The 15,714-nt window shown below is 59.1% G+C and carries 17 protein-coding genes; 6 read left to right on the top strand and 11 right to left on the bottom strand.

The window, feature by feature from the left end; all coding sequences use genetic code 11:
- Positions 1-16: 16 nt before the first annotated feature.
- From HAP47_RS32830 to HAP47_RS32815, 4 genes are all read right to left on the bottom strand, one after another.
- Positions 17-1,813: a recombinase family protein gene (locus HAP47_RS32830; protein ID WP_173641016.1), complete on the bottom strand. Its 1,797-nt coding sequence runs from the start codon at positions 1,811-1,813 to the stop codon at positions 17-19.
- 28 nt (positions 1,814-1,841) lie between these two features.
- Complete coding sequence (locus HAP47_RS32825) at positions 1,842-2,267, bottom strand: hypothetical protein (protein ID WP_173641017.1); 426 nt, start codon at positions 2,265-2,267, stop codon at positions 1,842-1,844.
- A 9-nt stretch (positions 2,268-2,276) separates the two neighbouring features.
- Positions 2,277-2,531, bottom strand: a complete 255-nt coding sequence (locus HAP47_RS32820) for a type II toxin-antitoxin system prevent-host-death family antitoxin (protein WP_079570258.1) — start codon at positions 2,529-2,531, stop codon at positions 2,277-2,279.
- A gap of 79 nt (positions 2,532-2,610) precedes the next feature.
- On the bottom strand, positions 2,611-2,829 hold the full coding sequence (locus HAP47_RS32815; protein WP_173641018.1) for a hypothetical protein: 219 nt from the start codon (positions 2,827-2,829) through the stop codon (positions 2,611-2,613).
- Positions 2,830-3,176: 347 nt separating this feature from the next.
- Between HAP47_RS32815 and HAP47_RS32810 the strand changes: the two genes are divergently transcribed.
- Positions 3,177-3,839, top strand: a complete 663-nt coding sequence (locus HAP47_RS32810) for a hypothetical protein (protein WP_173641019.1) — start codon at positions 3,177-3,179, stop codon at positions 3,837-3,839.
- Between the two features lie 47 nt (positions 3,840-3,886).
- Here the strand turns inward: HAP47_RS32810 and HAP47_RS32805 are convergent, their stop codons facing one another.
- The 6 genes from HAP47_RS32805 to HAP47_RS32780 form a co-directional block, all read right to left on the bottom strand.
- Complete coding sequence (locus tag HAP47_RS32805; protein ID WP_173641020.1) at positions 3,887-4,054, bottom strand: hypothetical protein; 168 nt, start codon at positions 4,052-4,054, stop codon at positions 3,887-3,889.
- Positions 4,055-4,322: 268 nt separating this feature from the next.
- Positions 4,323-5,171 carry a hypothetical protein gene (locus HAP47_RS32800; protein ID WP_173641021.1) on the bottom strand — a complete coding sequence of 283 codons (849 nt, stop codon included), beginning with the start codon at positions 5,169-5,171 and terminating at the stop codon, positions 4,323-4,325.
- Positions 5,172-5,278: 107 nt separating this feature from the next.
- Complete coding sequence (locus tag HAP47_RS32795; protein ID WP_231168527.1) at positions 5,279-6,106, bottom strand: acid phosphatase; 828 nt, start codon at positions 6,104-6,106, stop codon at positions 5,279-5,281.
- A 36-nt stretch (positions 6,107-6,142) separates the two neighbouring features.
- On the bottom strand, positions 6,143-6,574 hold the full coding sequence (locus HAP47_RS32790) for a ketosteroid isomerase (RefSeq protein WP_173641022.1): 432 nt from the start codon (positions 6,572-6,574) through the stop codon (positions 6,143-6,145).
- 357 nt (positions 6,575-6,931) lie between these two features.
- Positions 6,932-7,606, bottom strand: a complete 675-nt coding sequence (locus HAP47_RS32785; RefSeq protein WP_231168525.1) for a Crp/Fnr family transcriptional regulator — start codon at positions 7,604-7,606, stop codon at positions 6,932-6,934.
- 122 nt (positions 7,607-7,728) lie between these two features.
- The gene (locus HAP47_RS32780; RefSeq protein ID WP_176396273.1) at positions 7,729-8,421 is read right to left on the bottom strand and encodes a Crp/Fnr family transcriptional regulator; all 693 of its coding nucleotides are present in this window, start codon (positions 8,419-8,421) and stop codon (positions 7,729-7,731) included.
- A 347-nt stretch (positions 8,422-8,768) separates the two neighbouring features.
- Between HAP47_RS32780 and HAP47_RS32775 the strand changes: the two genes are divergently transcribed.
- The 5 genes from HAP47_RS32775 (at position 8,769) to HAP47_RS32755 (ending at position 14,764) form a co-directional block, all read left to right on the top strand.
- A complete protein-coding gene (locus HAP47_RS32775) occupies positions 8,769-9,137 on the top strand; it encodes a hypothetical protein (RefSeq protein ID WP_173641024.1) in 369 nt (122 codons plus the stop codon).
- An 88-nt stretch (positions 9,138-9,225) separates the two neighbouring features.
- Positions 9,226-9,486 (top strand): DUF3302 domain-containing protein, encoded by a 261-nt coding sequence (locus HAP47_RS32770; protein WP_173641025.1) that lies wholly within the window; start codon positions 9,226-9,228, stop codon positions 9,484-9,486.
- Positions 9,483-10,403: an HlyD family secretion protein gene (locus tag HAP47_RS32765; RefSeq protein ID WP_173643004.1), complete on the top strand. Its 921-nt coding sequence runs from the start codon at positions 9,483-9,485 to the stop codon at positions 10,401-10,403. Before HAP47_RS32770 ends, HAP47_RS32765 begins: the two co-directional genes overlap by 4 nt.
- 67 nt (positions 10,404-10,470) lie before the next feature.
- On the top strand, positions 10,471-11,595 hold the full coding sequence (locus HAP47_RS32760; protein ID WP_173641026.1) for an efflux RND transporter periplasmic adaptor subunit: 1,125 nt from the start codon (positions 10,471-10,473) through the stop codon (positions 11,593-11,595).
- A 4-nt stretch (positions 11,596-11,599) separates the two neighbouring features.
- The gene (locus HAP47_RS32755; RefSeq protein WP_173641027.1) at positions 11,600-14,764 is read left to right on the top strand and encodes an efflux RND transporter permease subunit; all 3,165 of its coding nucleotides are present in this window, start codon (positions 11,600-11,602) and stop codon (positions 14,762-14,764) included.
- Positions 14,765-14,826: 62 nt separating this feature from the next.
- On the opposite strand, the gene HAP47_RS32750 is transcribed toward HAP47_RS32755, so the two are convergent.
- Complete coding sequence (locus HAP47_RS32750; RefSeq protein WP_231168524.1) at positions 14,827-15,672, bottom strand: MFS transporter; 846 nt, start codon at positions 15,670-15,672, stop codon at positions 14,827-14,829.
- Between the last annotated feature and the right edge of the window lie 42 nt (positions 15,673-15,714).

The following is a 15,714-nucleotide window of genomic DNA, read 5'->3' as shown; positions in this document are numbered from 1 at the left end:
CGTCAAGAAAACAGCGTCAATCGAATAGGTTTTCTTGGTCATCCGGAACAGCCTTTCGTGGGACGAACGGTGGCGTGGACAGAGCGCCTTGGCGGGGACGCCTTGGTTGGATCGCTGCCACCAGCGAATGTCGGTATCGGTGGTTGCGCCTCCCCGCAACCACCGATACCGACACTCCCGTAGCGAAAGCTGCGGGAGTTTCGCGTTTCCGAGCCTTTCCAACGGCTTGTGCTTCGATCCATCCAAGGATCGTGCCCAATTCGCCGTGTGGGGTGGCGTCGATTTCGCCGCGGTTCGGACCAGGGCGCAGCGTAATCTTTTCAACCAGCGCCCGGATCGCTTCCGCCGCCTCATTGCGATCCTTGGGGGTGTTGAGCGCTTCCGTCAGCCGCTCGACCTTCTTCCGATAGATGCCGGACACGTTCGGGTGGATGTCCGGAATGTCCGCTGGTTCCTGGGCTAGAAGTGCCTTGAGCACGTCCTCGCGGGCCTCTAATTCGCGCATACGTTCGGTCATGCCGCGGGTGTGTCCGCCTTCTTCAATCGCACTCAGCATTTGCTTCAAGGTGCGGTGGATCTTCGCCAACTCCGAGCGGTGGCCTTCGCCGCTGGCGCGGCGTTCGCGGTTGAGCCGGTTCGTTTCCTCGGCGTAAGCGCGCATTGCCTCGGCGGCCATCTCCGGCGCCATCATCCGATCCTTGAGCCCGGCAAGTACGCGCTGCTCAAGGTCACTCCGTGTGATCGTGCGGGTGTTCGCGCAGGAGCCATTGGTAACACGGGCTGAACAGGCATACCGATCCTGACCGCGCAGGGAGCAGGGACCACCGCAAACGCCGCAATGGATCAACCCGGAAATCAGCGCCTTCGGCCGGCGCAAGCCGTTCAATCGATTCGATTGCGCCTCTCGTATAGCTTCGGTGACATTGACATATTTGTCGGCAATTTCGCCCTGACGCGTCTTTACCGCTTTCCAGAGTTCATCGTCGATAATCCTCAGTTCCGGAACCTCGGCGACGATCCACTCCGATTCCGCGTTCATGCGCGACACCCGCCGTCCAGTGCTCGGGTCTTTGATGTAACGCTGCCGGTTCCAGATCAGCCGGCCGACATAGAACTCATTGTTGATGAGGCCGGTGCCGCGCTTTACGTGTCCGCGGATCGTCGAGTCATTCCATAAATTCCCATCGGGACCGACGATACCTTCAGCATTTAGCGCTCTCGCGATCGCGCGCGGGCTGATGCCTGATGCAAACTCCCTAAAAATACGACGAGCAACAATTGCCTGCGCTTCATCGATCTCGCGATCGCCGCGGATTAGATCGCCGCGCTCATCTAGCTTTTTGACGACGCGATAGCCGTAGCAAAGGCCACCGCCGGACTTGCCGTCCTCGACGCGATCACGTAGGCCGCGATGTGTTTTCGCTGCAAGGTCCTTCAGGAAAAGGGCGTTCATGGTACCATTGAGCCCAACGTGCAGCTCGCTGATTTCGCCCTCAGCCAGCGTAATGATCGGCACACCGGCAAAGCGGAGATGCTTGAACAGCGTGGCGACATCCGCCTGATCGCGACTGATGCGATCTAGCGCTTCCGCCAATACGACGTCGAATTGTTGGCGCTGAGCATCCTGCAAGAGCGTCTGGATGCCCGGTCGCAAAATCATGCTGGCGCCGGAAATTCCCGCATCCTTGTAAGTGCTGACGATCGTCCACTTCTCGCGCTCGGCCTTCTCCCGGCAGATGCGCAACTGGTCTTCGATCGACGCATCGCGCTGATTGTCAGAGGAATAGCGGGCATACAAGGCAACGCGGGTCATCGGAGACTTCCCTTACATCCCTAAGCAATTAGCGGCGCACTGCACCGCTCTTGTTCTGTCGTGCCAACTCGAGGAATCTAGTTTTGATCTGGGCGAACAGGCCGGGTGGAATAAAGCCATAGCCGAACACGCCCGGCTTCCCCGGAACCGGTGAAAGACCGGCGTTCGGCCATTCATCAATGTTGTGCTCGGATACGATAACCCAGCTTCGTACATCGTCGAGGCCGATTGCTTGTTTGACCTTTGCCGGAATCTCAATCCCGATCGTGTCGCCATCGGGCGGTGTATGGGTGATCGGCAACAGGACCACAAAACGTGGCCTTATCTGGCTGTCGCTCGCGGCGACGAGACAAGCCGGACGGTCCTTTCCCTGATCACGTCCGGTCGCCGCTTCATGGGTCCAAAGATAATCATAGCGGACGACGAAGCCCGGCTTAGGCTCAGGAAAGGCCACTTGGCCGGCTCACTTGAGCAGTTCGTTGAGCGCTGCATGTTCAGGGTCCATCTCGGCCCGTTCAACAGCGTCGATCACTACCTGGGTCGCATCGACCGTTCGGTAGGTGCGCTTGGCAGCCGCCGTTAGCCAGTCATAATGCTCGGCTGACATCAGCACGAATTCCCGCCGGCCATGGCGGGTAATCTCGACCGGTTCTCGCTGAGCTTGGTGCTGAAACTCGCCGAATTTGCGTTGGAATTCCAAGGCGCTCGTCTGAACCATGACGGGGTATCCCACTTGGGTAATTGATCAAGTCCGCATTGTACGTATAATGCGGACTCGCGTCAACTGCTATCGATTGTCATGGCGACTTTCCGCGCTTCATAATTTCAGCTGCTTCTTTCGCTTTTTTTCCGTTGCGTTGTCGCCGCTCGAACTCCTCGCGGGCTATCTGACGGCCAATCAGGCGGGCCAGGCGCAGGGTTGCCTCTTCGAACCGAGCGCTAAGCGTCAGGCCGGGTGCTTCCGGTGCGGCGGGAGCGAGCGGCTCAATCGCGGCCCTTTCGTTCTTTGCCGCCATATTCCCATGCCTCTAGCCAAATCGGATTTTCGACATGGAAACCGACGCGTGTGAGGCGGGAAAGGGCGATCCATGTGCGTGGGGGATTTGGATAGCTGTGGCGTAGAAATCGGACGGGGGATGCAAATACAATGAGATGATCGCCACAATCGTGATCGCGGCTCCGAACGTACAGACTACAAATCTGGGGGGCAGGAGTTCGAATCTCTTCGGGCGCGCCACTTCGGTACACATCTGCGAACACCGCCGGAGGCCACGATGCGGCCCGCATGGCTCCACGCGACATAGACGCAACATGAAATGCGAGTACAAGGCCCGAAGTTGAACTTAGAACTTGTTGGTAAGGCGTGGAGAACGAAGCCGCGATGATCGTAGAAATTGCCATCCCCGAGCTAAACTCAGTACCCGAACGGTTTCCCAGCCATTGGCCGAACATTATTCTCTTGGGTAACCGACCCGACGAATACAAGATTCATGCAATCATCACGACTTATGTTCGTCTCGTCGAAGGCGCTTATGTTCACTACAAAAATGCCCAACGATTGGTCCAGGCCGTCTGGAATAATCATGACTCGCTAGCAATCGGCTCTCACAATCTTTCAGCGATCTATTTTGAGGATTGTATCAACTCAATGCATCGAGCCGTATTGTGCATGAAACGAATCCGTAACAATCGGGAAGTTCCTGCGAGCCTAAGGAACATGTTTCCCGATACACCGCACTTCACGAAGGATGCTATCGCTAACCGTATTCGGGACATTCGCGATGCGATTCAGCATATGGACGAATACGTGCTGAAGGGGGAAATCCCTGAGGGAAAGACATTCATGTTGACAGCAACCGGCCCCGAGACGCCCGTTCTCGACCCTAATCAACCCAATCAGACGCTGAAGAGGATCGATCGCCTTACCATCGGCGATGCTGAGGTGTTGTTCACTGACTTAGTGGTGTGGCTGCACGAGATGGGCAAATGCGCGGAATCAATCTCAAAATATGAGCGTCCTTCATAGGTGCGGGTCCTAACACGCTTAGAATTTTTGTATTGCTCCGTTTGCCGTCATCGGCCGCGAGCATCTTGTGCAGCATCTTCTTGCTGCTGAACCCAGCCCCAGAACACCTCATGGGCGTCGTCAATTGCCTCGGCAAGATATTCCATCTCGCTGCGCAGATCAGTGAATTTTTTAAAACCGTGAGCACCTCGCGCACGATCGCTCCGCCGGCTCACAGGCCCCCTCCCGCGCGCGTCGCTACGTCGCTCGTGGGGGGTACACTCCGCGCCGCGCACGGGGGCCTCCCATGGACCGCCGGAACGATCTCCGAACCAACCCGCCAGGCCTTTGACCAGGAGACCATTTCCAGCACACATAAGCCCGTCAGCCGCGTTCGCCTCCGCACCTGATCACGATCACTGGAATCCGTGATCACCATCGCCTGGAACACCTGATCACCATGCGTGGAATGCGCAGACTCTAGGGAGCTGATCTCCCCTCGATCTAGTTTCTTACGAGGTACAAAGGTGTTCTTAGGGTCAATTGGTAAGACGGTTTCGGCAGCCACGCGATCTGTAGCGAGACGCCGAATAGACGATTGTCGTTGTCATCCAGCCGGTCAAGGTCGAGCAGAAGTATCGGCTCCGTGAATGATGGCAGCGGATCCAGGTTGAGAAGCCTGGCGCCCCCGAAGGACTGAACGCCGGCGCGGCCGGTCAGCTTCCAGTTGTTGTCCCACTGGTAGTAGCCGCCGATGTATCCGACGAGGTTGGGATTGACGCTCGCCAGTGGCGTATCGACTGCGACCTTCGTGTACTGGAAGCCGGCCAGCACTCCCCGCGTCTCGTCCTCGTTCAATGCGTAGTTCGCCTCGATGAGGCTGTTGAGGGACGTTGTTGCCAGAGGAGCGTCCGGGGTCGAGCGCGTGATGGTCTCCTGCACCGTGATCGTTGGAATCACGCCGCCCTCTTGCCTGTAGATGTCGGCCTGGATTCCGATATTCCAGCTATTCATCGAGACTGCCGTCCACGAGTCGGTGCCTGCCTGGGTAGCGGCGGTGCTGATTCCGCCATAGACCGAGATCCGATCGCTCAAATCGATCGTGACAGGAACGTCGACCCCGGCGCCTTGCAGCGAAGGAGATGTGACGGTCTGGCGGATCGTCGCGAGTGGAAGTGAACTACCGAAGCCGACGGAAATCGAGTTGGCAGGCAGTGTACTATAGATAGTCCTCAAATCCACGTAGGTGGTCGGGAATCGCGGCGCCGCCTTCGGCTTGTCGCTCCCATCGTCGGAGCCGTCCTCACTTAACGCAGCGCCGCAGAAAAACAATGATGCCAGGCCGCCTAGCATCAGGCTCCTCGCAGACGGCGTCAGGATGTTAGGCCGCGCGCGACAAGCGCTTCTCACTAGCTTCACTTTCTACGAACCGGAATTCGTCCCACTTAAAGTGAACCGTCTCATCGCACAGACAAGGAAGCCGCTTCAGCGGCGCAATCGTTTCGAGGCTTAAGGTTGGCCTCGCGCGCCTGCGACGCTTCTTCGCGCGCGGCCTGGAGATCTGTGAGAAAGCCAGTGTCGGCATGTAGTCGAGAGACGGTAGCAGCAGCCATGATCCGGCCTGTTTCGACGTCGCTTTGCCAATGCGCGTTGCAGATAACCCGGCTTTGTCCAAATGCCAAGCCGCGAGCAAAGATTTCATCCGAGCGTTCCGGATTGATCTCGGCCAAGGCGAGAGCCCAACCCCATCCGACTGCGGAATGACCTGAAGGATATGACCCATCGGTGCGGAGAATTTCCTCATCGCCGGGCGTACAAGTGCCTTCGGCGTGCTCGACGAAGGGGCGGGTGCGATGAAATTTGTTTTTGACGCCGTAGGTGGACAGGCCGACGTCTGTAAGCATCTTCTGCATCAGCGTGTAGAGATGGGGCGTGTTCTGCTCATCGATCGCGATGCCCATGGCACATGAGAAGGTTTCAGCCGGTCGCGGGAAATTCAGTTTGGCATCACGGACAGCTAATTCCCAACGAGCCGATCCTCTCAAGTGCACGGTTTCCTGTCTCGCTTCTTCGTCCCGTGCGAGTGCTGCCGACTCTTGCGCGGGCGGAGGCGAAAGAAGCTTCAAGCTATCGGGCAGGTCGCTTTGCTTCAAATAGCCAGGCAGAAGATTGAAATGTGGATCAGTGGGCTCCGCAGAATGCGAATTCTGAACCGTTTGCGCCACAGCGGCCCCTGCCACAACAATTGTCATACAAGCCAAAATTGGAAAAGATACGATTCTATTCAAATTCAATCTCCTTTGCCGATCGGATATTCTGCCCGACTATGCGATCTTCGGCAGGTGAAGTTTCCGCCCAAGCGACTGTTCGACGAGGCCGAACGTGTCGATGACGGCAAGGAGGTTTGTCAGGCGTCCGGATCTGAAATAAGTGAGTTGCGCCATACGTACGCTGATGGGCCTGCTGGAATTGGCCGGTGTCAGGGAATACCGCATAAGGATGGTGCGGAATTGTGGGCCTGCCTGACCGTCTCCCGATCGAAGATTATGAATGCGAACAGTGTTGCTGAATTGCCGGACGGTATCGATGACAGCGAGTTTGCCGCGCCGCGCTCCAAAAAATGCAAAGATATCGATCGGTCCATAAATGGCCCAATCGACATTTTCATCGAGGATTGCTTCAAGCTGATCGGTTGGGCGTTCGCTGAGCGAGCAAATATATTCGCATGCGAAACGCCAGAAACTATGCTCTGTCACTTAATCGACTCCGAAATGTCTTGAGCAGATACCAAATGGCATGCTCACGACCACCGTGACGAGGACGATAACTTCGTTCTGGGACGGAGAATACAGCGTGTGCAGAATGAGATTGTCCCGTATGAACAATCTGCAAGATAATTTGTGCCGTGTGCTCTTTATGGGCACGGACCTCGTTCGAAGGCCTACTCGAAGACTGCCAGACAGGCTCCTTACGGCCCGTCCACAGCGCTTCCCAGATCGGAGTGCGATAACCGCCCGGATCAGGAGAGTAGGTCGACCTTCATCGGCCGCTCCCGCCCGCCAAATGTCTCAAATTATCAAATTTAGAAAACGCGACGCATTTTGGCCTTTTGCTCAATGATCTTCCGCGGCGAAGCGTCGCAGCTTTTCGGCATTCAGGACGGTGATCGACCCATAGCTGGTATTCACCCAACCGTTCTCCGCAAATCGCTTCAATGCAGCATTGACTTGTCTGCGTGAAACGCTGGCCATGGTGCCGATCTCTGTCTGCGTCGCGAGGACCCGTTCGCTACTCCATGTCATGCGTTGCAGGACGGAGGCTATCCTGCGATCGGGATCAGGCGTCTGCAGATCGTGGATGATTCTGATGAGGACATCGACGCCGTGCATCAGATTTTCGCAGAAATTGCGAATAACCGATGGATCGGCGCTGGTCATCTGGTCCATCTGGTCCAGAGGCAGATGCATCAACCAGGTCTCCTCCAGTGCACGCAGTTCGAGCCGCCGCGCTTGGCGGATCAGATAGCTATCTTCTCCGGTCCAGGCGCCAGGCACGCCCATGTGGATCAGCCGAGGCGCCTCGGTTTGCGGAGCGGTGTTCACTGCCACCACGCCGCTCACGAGACCATAGATGCCTCCCAGGTCGTCGCCGAAGTGATAGATCACCTCCTCGGGCGGGAAATGCAGCAGGATGGAGCGCCGTAGGACCTCGCTCCGGAACGCCTCAGGTTGACGCGACAGCCATCCGTTCTGCCGCAGGATGGATTCAGCTACATCTCTCTTGATCAATCTCTCGCTCATATGGAGCGCGTAGCACATAGTTTTGAAGATTGTACCAACGGAGCAATCCCACTCTGCGTGTGCTGCAGTTTTTCACCTGCATGGAAACTATCGCCCTTTCCATGTTTACTTCAATTGTCGTCTTCCGTTGCGAAGAGGCGTAGCTTTTCGGCATTCTGGATCGTGATCGACCGATAGCTGGTTTTCAGCCATCCCTTCTCCGCAAATCGCTTTAATGCAGCATTGACCTGCCTGCGTGAAGCGCGGGCCATCGTGCCGATCTCGGTCTGGGTCAGCGGGAGAGGACGTTCTCCGATCGACGTCGCGCGCTGCAGGACAGACGCGATCCTGCGATCGGAATCGACCTTCTGCAGATCATGGATAACCCTGATGAGAGCGTCGACACTGCTCATGATGATCTGCCCGAAGTTGTGAGCGACCATCGGATCGGCGCTGGCCATCTGGTCCATCTGCTCCAAGGGCAGATGCATCAACCAGGTTTCCACCAGCGCGCGCAGTTCGATCCGCCGCGGCTGGCGGGTCAGAAAGCAATCTTCTCCGGTCCAGGCGCCAAGAGCGCCAATGTTAATCAACTGCGGGGCATGATCCGGCGGAGCGGTGTTGACCATCACCGTGCCGCTCACGAGACCGTAGATGCCCCCCAAGTCGTCGCCGATACGATAAATTACCTCTCCGGGTGAGAAACACAGCAGGACAGATCGCCGCAGGACCTCGCTCCGGAAGGCCTCAGGTTGATAGGACAACCATCCGTTCTGCCGCAGAATGGACTCAGCCGCGTCTCTCTTGATCAATGTTGTGCTCATGAAAGAGCACGTAGCACAAATTACCTTACAGATTGCTCCAGCGGGACAATCGCGTTCTGCATGTCCTGTATTCTCTGCTGTCAAAACAAAGGTATTTCAGAGAAGCAACGGCCATGGTTCGACAATCTACATACAGGAGTGCCAAATCCGTCGATCGTCGGTACGTCGTCCTGACCTTTGGAACGAGGCCGCCTCAAGCCTGCGGCTTCGACGGCTTGTCAGCAACAAGCTGAACGCACTCACCCTTGAGCTATTCAGGTTGCTACCCGCGCCTGTGTGACATCAAAATGACCGCTGTTGCTACCCAACGTCAAATCCACGGCGCGCCAAATTGTCGGAGTTGTCCTTTGAGATTCGTCATCGCCGCCGCAACAATCCTGCTGACTTCCGTTCCGCTCTTGGCCGCCGGTCTCGTGCCTCTGCCTTCGCCCAAGCCCACAATTGAGTCGAGCGGTCCGAGCTTCGCCGTCACCGGCTATTTATGGGCTTCCGCGCTTAACGGGCGAAGCTCCACGTTGCCGCCTCTGCCCGCGACCGATATCGACCTCAGCTTTGGCGACATCCTTAAGAATATGAACGGCGCCATGATGGGAGCTGCCGAAATGCGGCTCGGGCGCTGGGGATTCGTGACGGATGCGATGTTCTCGCAGGTCACGGCTGGTGGGGGGCGGGCTCCGCTCAGCCTACGGCAAGGGCCAGAGAGTCACCATAAATGACCATTCCCTCGCAGCGGAGGCGGCATCTTTGCAATCGGAGCGGTAACCAAACGTTTCCCAGAGCCCTGTCGGTGAGGTGAGATCAGCCATGTCCGTTCTCGATATCTTCTCCTGGATCGTACTCGTCGTGTTGGTCGTGAGCACGCTCGCGGTCGTGATCTTCCTCGCCATGCTGCCGGGCATGATTGCCCGCAAGCGCAACCATCCCTGGGTCGATGCTATTACCGTGGGTGGTTGGGTGACGCTGTTTCTCGGCTTCGTGCTTTGGCCCGTCGTTCTGGTTTGGGCGGATGTGGATTGGCCGGCGAATCCGCACTCGGCCCCGGGCAAAGGGGCTGCCGCGCCATGATCATGGTTCGCCTCAACGTCTATCTCGCCCTGCTCTTTATTCTGGTGAAGCTCAAGATCGTTCCTTTCAACCGGTTCTGGAAGACCTCACCGGCCATTGTCTTCGTGCTCTTGCTGATCGGCCTGTTCGTGCCGATGAACTGGGGCGCACCGCAAGGGCCCGCGCTGGTCGCCCGACATTCGGTGGCCATCGTGCCGGATGTTGCGGGCGAGGTCATCGAGGTTGACGTCCAAGCCAACCAGCCACTCAAGGCCGGCGATGTGCTGTTCAAAATCGATCCTGTGCCGTTCGAAGCGCAGGTCAAGGCGATCGAGGCACAGCTCAAGTTTCAGCAATTGCGCTTCGATCAGACAATGCAGCTCCAGAGCAGTGGAGCCGGCCGCAGTTTCGATGTCGAGCAACTGAAAGCCCAGCTCGACGGCGCCCGGTGGAATCTGGACAAGACCGTGGTTCGCGCGCCAGCCGACGGCTACGTCACCAATGTCGCGCTGCGCAAAGGGCTCCGCGTTGCCAATCTGCCGCTGGCGCCGGTGATGGCCTTTATCGACACTTCGGAGACGATCATCGGCGTGGAGATCGACCAGATCAGCGCGCGCTATCTCGCGCCAGGCCAGGACGTTGAACTCACCTTCAAGATGAGGCCAGGCACGGTGCAAACTGGCAAGGTCGAGAGCATCCTGCAGGCGATCGCGACAGGCCAGGTCCAGGCCTCCGGGCTTGCCGTCGCGCCCAAAGCAGTCGCATCGGCGCCCTTCGTCGTGGGCGTACGGCTCGACGACGACGCCTTTGCCAGATCACTACCGGCCGGCAGTACCGGTGACGCGGCGATCTTCACCGATTACGTCAAACCCGCGAACCTGATCCGCAAGGTGATACTGCGCCAGATCGCAATCACCAACTATGTAAACCCGTTCTGATGAAGCGCGATTCCGGCGCGGCCTGCTCCGTCATCGCCGCCGCAGCAATCCTAGGGAAAGATTGATAATGTTGTTCGTCACGAGGCACTTTATCGCCACTGTTCTCGCGCCCGTGCTCCTATTCGCCGTCGCGATTCCGTCCGCACAAGCGCAAGACGTGCCGCCGATCCGCGTTGGCACCGTTAAGATGGCATTGCAGCCGATCAACCCGGCCAAGTCATTCGTCGGCCGCGTCGAGGCTCGCGAACACGTCGATATCCGTGCCCGCGTCACCGGATTTCTGGAAGAGGTGCTGTTCAAAGACGGCCAAGTGGTCAAAGAGGGCGATCTTCTCTATCGGATCGAGAAGGCGCCCTTCGAGTCCGCGCTGTCGCGTGCGAAGGGCGCGCTCGACCAGGCGCGTGGTCAGTCGGCCTTTGCCGACGAGCAACTCGCCCGCGCGACTGAACTTATGAAAACGCAGGCAGTAAGCGCCGCGGTGCGCGACCAGCGGCTTGCGGAACAACTCACTGCGCAGGGCAATGTACAAATTGCAGAGGCGAATGTTCAGAACTCGGGGATTGAACTCGACTATACTGAGATCAAGTCACCGATTTCCGGCCTGATCGGTCGCACTGTAGTGACCAAGGGCAATGTCGTCGGCCCAGATCACGGCGTGCTGACAACGATCGTCAGCCGGGATCCGATGTATGTGACAATCCCGGTGAGCCAGCGCGAATTTCTTTCGCTCAAGAGTTCAGATCGCGGTGCCGTCCGTGACTTGCTTACGGCAGCGATCCAGTTCTCCGATGGCTCGTCCTATGATCATCCCGGCAAGATCGATTTCGTCGACGTCTCGGTCAACCGCGCTACCGATAGCGTCACCGTGCGCGCCGTGGTGCCGAACCCGGACGGCCGCCTGATCGACGGCCAACTCGTCAAGGTGTCGTTGGCGATCGAACAGCCGGTCGAGAAGATACTCGTGCCGAAATCGGCGCTGATTGCCGACCAGCAGGGCATTTATGTGTTCGTGGTCGATGGCGACAAGGCATCTGTTCGTCGCCTGAAGGTCGCCGGCCAGAGCGGCACCAGCGCGATCGTCGAGTCCGGCCTTTCGGCCGACGACCAAGTGATTGTCGAGGGGATGGCGGCGCTGCGCCCCGGCGCGACGGTCTCGGCCTATCCGGCAGCCACGCCGGCAAAGGCGGGCTGAACCGATGATCTCCTCGCTCTTCGTTGACCGGCCGCGCCTTGCCATCGTCATCGCGCTGGTGACTGTGATCGCTGGATTGGTATCGCTTCGCGTCATTCCGATCGCGCAATATCCCGATATCGTGCCGCCTCAGGTGTCTGTAACCACATTCTATCCCGGGGCCTCGGCCGCGGTGGTCGAAGCGACAGTCGCCCAGCCGCTCGAAAGCCAGATCGTCGGCGTCGATAAGTCGATGTACATGAAGAGCGTCAGCGGCAATGACGGCAGCTACACGCTCACCGTATCATTCGAGCTCGGAACCGACCCCGACATCAACGCCGTCAACGTGAACAACCGCGTCCAGGTTGCGCTTTCCAAGCTTCCGCCGGACGTCAAACAGCATGGCGTCACCGTCAAGAAGCAGTCCTCGGCGCTGCTCGGCGTCATCGCGCTGACATCGCCCAAGGGCGGCCACGACGAGCTGTTCATCTCCAATTACGCCACCATCAACCTCATCGACGACATCCGCTCCACACCGGGTGTCGGCGAGGCCACGCTGTTCGGGCCGCAGGACTATGCCATGCGCGCTTGGGTGCAGTCAGATCGCCTGACCGGCCTCGGGCTGACGACCGCGGATGTCGTTCAAGCGATCCAGAGCCAGAACGTGCAGGCCGCGGTCGGGCGCATCGGTGCCCGCCCGATCTCGGACGACCAACAACTCCAACTCAACATCCAGACCAAGGGGCGGCTGGCCTCGGTCGACGAATTCGAGAAAATCATCGTCCGTACCAATCCGGACGGTTCGGTTCTGCGCCTGTCCGACGTTGCCCGCGTGGAACTGGGTGCGGCCAATCTCGACGTTGAGACCCGCCTCGACGGCCAGCCAGCGGCGCTGATCGGCATCTACCAGTCGCCGGGCGCCAATGCCCTGACGACGCTCGCCGCTGTGAAGGCAAAGCTCGCCGAGGCGCAGAAGCAGTTTCCCGACGATCTCGAATGGAGCGTGACCTACGACCCGACCCAATTTGTCACGGCGACGATCGAGGTTGTCGCACGCACGCTCTTCGAGGCCTTCATCCTCGTCGTGCTCGTGGTCTTCCTTTTCCTCGGCAGCGTCCGCGCCACGCTGATTCCGACCATTGCGGTGCCGGTCAGCCTGATCGGCACTTTCATCGTGCTTAACGCCATCGGCTATTCGGCCAACACCGTCTCGCTGCTCGCCCTCGTCCTTGCCATCGGCATCGTGGTGGACGACGCCATCGTCGTCGTCGAGGCGGTGGAGGCGAAGATGGAGGCCGAGCCACATCTGTCCCCGGCACAGGCGACCAAGGCGGCAATGGGCGAGATCACCGCGCCGATCATCGGCATCACGCTGGTGCTGCTCTCCGTCTTCGTGCCGGTCGCTTTCATATCCGGCATCACCGGCGAGTTGTTCCGCCAATTCGCCGTCACCGTCGCCGTCTCGATGCTGCTCTCGGCCATCAACGCGCTGACGCTGTCACCGGCACTCTGTGCGATCCTCCTGAAGCCGCATCATGGCCCCCGAAAAGGCCCGATCGGCGTGGTGATGCGCGGGATTGACCGCGTGCGTGACGCCTACGGCTCCGTCGTCGCAAGATTGATGCGGCTCTCCATCATCGGCCTTGTCATGGTCGCCGCGTCAGGCATCGGCATCTATCTGCTGAATGGGATTACTCCGACCGGCTTCCTGCCAGAGGATGATCAAGGTGCCTTCTTCGTACTCGTGCAGACGCCTGATGGTGCCTCTGTCGGTCGGACCAGCACGGTTGTGTCTCAGGCCGAGGCGGTGCTGAAGTCGGAGCCCTCGATTTCCGATGTGTCCTCGATCATCGGCTTCAATTTCAGCGATGGCTATTCGCAGCCCAACGCCGCCTTCTTGATCGTCACGCTGAAGCCTTTCGAGGCACGTAAGAATGCGGGGCAATCGGCGGAGGCCGTCATGGCGCGACTGGGGCCGAAGCTCGCCGCTATCCGTGGCGGCATCGCCAGGCCTCTGGCGCCGCCGCCCATCATCGGCCTCGGCAACGGCGGTGGCTTCACCTATGTGCTGCGGGCGCTTTCCAACAATGATCCGGAAGCATTGGCGCAGGCGCTACGGGGCCTTCTCGTTGCCGCCAACCAGGATCCACGCCTGAGCAGAGTGTTCTCCTCCTTCTCGGCGTCGAACCCGTCGATCTACCTCGACATCGACCGCGATAAGGCCGAGATCCTCGGCGTCGACATCTCGGTGATCTTCCAAGCGTTGCAGACGTCACTCGGTGGCGGCTATGTCAACGACATGAACCTGTTCGGTCGCACCTGGCAGGTTCAGGTCCAGGCAGAGGCCGCCGACCGCACGGCAATCAGCGACATCGAGCGCATCAATGTCCGCAGTCGTACGGGCGACATGATCCCGCTGCGCAGTCTTGTCGAGACGCGCGTGGTGCTCGGACCACAGGCATTAATCCGCTACGACAACAAGCTCGCCGCCACCGCACAGGGCAGCCCCGCGCCGGGCGTGTCTTCCGGTCAGGCGCTCGCCGCCATGGAGGAAGTTGCGGCCCGCGCGCTGCCGGCCGGCTACGGTGGCGCATGGACCGACATATCGTTCCAGGAGAAGCGGGCCAGCGGGCAGACCGGAATGATCCTTGCGTTCGCGTTGCTATTCGCCTTCCTGTTCCTGGTCGCACTCTACGAGAGCTGGACCATTCCCGTTCCGGTTCTGCTCTCGGTCACGATCGGTATTCTCGGGGCCTTCCTCGCCATCGTGGCTGGGCGTCTGACGCTCGACCTCTATGCCCAGATCGGACTCATCGTGCTGATCGGCCTTGCGGCAAAGAACGGAATCCTGATCGTGGAATTCGCCAAGGAGCGGCGCGAGCAGGGCATGGATCTACTCGAAGCGACGATCGAAGGCGCGCGTCTGCGCTTCCGTCCGGTGATGATGACATCTTTCGCTTTCATCCTCGGACTCGTCCCGCTCGTTTCTGGCACCGGTACGGCGATGCTGGCACGACGTCATGTCTCGACGCCTGTATTTGGTGGCATGCTGGCTGCCTCGATGGTCGGCATTTTCGCCGTCCCTGCACTCTATGTGACATTCCAGTGGCTCCGTGAGCGCGTGAAGGGACGACAAAGAAGCGCCAACAATCGCGTTTCTCAGTCAGATGAAACGGTTTCTGCCGGCTAGACGCGTCGCGCAGCACGGATCTACACGCCGGAGTCAGAACGCGCGGGGCTTTCGATAGTTTTTTAAATGCCCCGCGGCTCAAGGAGCCCCTTCATCTGCTTGGTCGATCTCCAGGTGTAGATAGCAACTGCGCAGGCGATCGTGAGCAGTATTGTCGCCGCCACGAAGGGGGCTTGTGGCGAGATGCGATGAAGGGCGGCTCCGGCGAGGGGGCCGATCGCTTGTCCCAACCCCTGTGCGACGACGTTGATGCCGGCTGCCTTGCCCTGAGCGTCAGCCCCTGTCCGCAAACTCAGCGAAGCGAGATTGCCGGGAAGCATGAGGCCGAGACCGATACCAAGCACGACAAGCGTGCCGAAAATCTCAACGTAGCTGTTCACCATGCTGCAAATCAGCATGGACACTACGGCTAGCACGGCTCCCACACCCAACAACCGAGCTGGTTCCCATCGAAATAGGCGAATCGCGCATGCCTGGACGGCTATCATCGCAATTGCGGTCGCCATGAGCGCCGCTCCGGCACGCGAGATCGATTCCTCCACTGTGAATCCCAGCGCATCTTGTAGGCGCAGCGCCGTCACCTGCTGTAGGATGCTGTAGGCGGAGATTGACACGACGGTGATCATGAGAAGCGGCCATATCCTGGCGAGCGGCAGGCGAGCGTCGACTGACATGTTGCGTGCACCACGGACGGGCTCCTTGGCAAATAAAAGGAGGTTTGCGAGGGCAGTGACGGCGAGGGCGGCGACAATGGCGAAAGCCCAGGCAGGATCGGTAGGGGCGATCTGCCATGCGAGCGCGGCGCCAAGGATGGCGCCTAAGCCAATAGCCGCTCCGAGAACGCCCATTCCACCAGCCCGCTGCGCAGGCGTGGTGATGTCAGCCATATAAGCCTGCGCCGCAGGCAAGAGGCCGCTGGAAGCAATTGACTGCGCAGCCCTGACGGAGAT

It is taken from the genome of Bradyrhizobium sp. 41S5 (genome assembly GCF_011516665.3).
Taxonomy (GTDB): domain Bacteria; phylum Pseudomonadota; class Alphaproteobacteria; order Rhizobiales; family Xanthobacteraceae; genus Bradyrhizobium; species Bradyrhizobium quebecense.
The sequence above is the reverse complement of the archived record's forward strand: the minus strand, read 5'-3'. Positions and strand labels throughout refer to the sequence as shown.